The sequence below is a fragment of the Aeromonas sp. PrichA-15 genome, from assembly GCF_017939245.1.
In the GTDB taxonomy this organism is placed as follows: Bacteria; Pseudomonadota; Gammaproteobacteria; order Enterobacterales; family Aeromonadaceae; genus Aeromonas; species Aeromonas caviae.
On sequence record NZ_JAGKRH010000302.1, the window covers coordinates 1 to 327 of the forward strand.

Below are 327 nucleotides of genomic sequence, written 5' to 3' on the forward strand. Positions count from 1 at the left end.
CCTGATTACCCATGATTAGCAGTCAGTTACCACGAACTATACTGATCTTACGTACAGTTATCGAGGTGCGAGATCATGGCCAAAAGCAAAATCCAATTCCAGAAAGGCTACAGCCTGTTTGAGTTTCTCAAGGACTATGGCACTGAGGCTCAGTGCGAAAACGCGCTGTTCACTTGGCGTTTTCCTAACGGCTTTGTCTGCCCTGAATGTGCCAACAAGACCTGTTGTCGCCTGAGAAGGCGGCCACGTGTGTGGCAATGCAATCACTGCCGTCACCAGATGTCATTGACTGGAAACACGATTTTCGCAAACACCAAGCTCCCACTG

Annotated in this window: 1 protein-coding gene; it reads left to right on the top strand. The window is 49.2% G+C overall.

The genetic code is table 11. The features are described from left to right. Nucleotides 1–75 precede the first annotated feature (75 nt). A partial coding sequence (locus tag J9889_RS21705) for a transposase (protein WP_210558137.1) occupies nt 76–327 on the top strand: 252 nt, incomplete at its 3' end.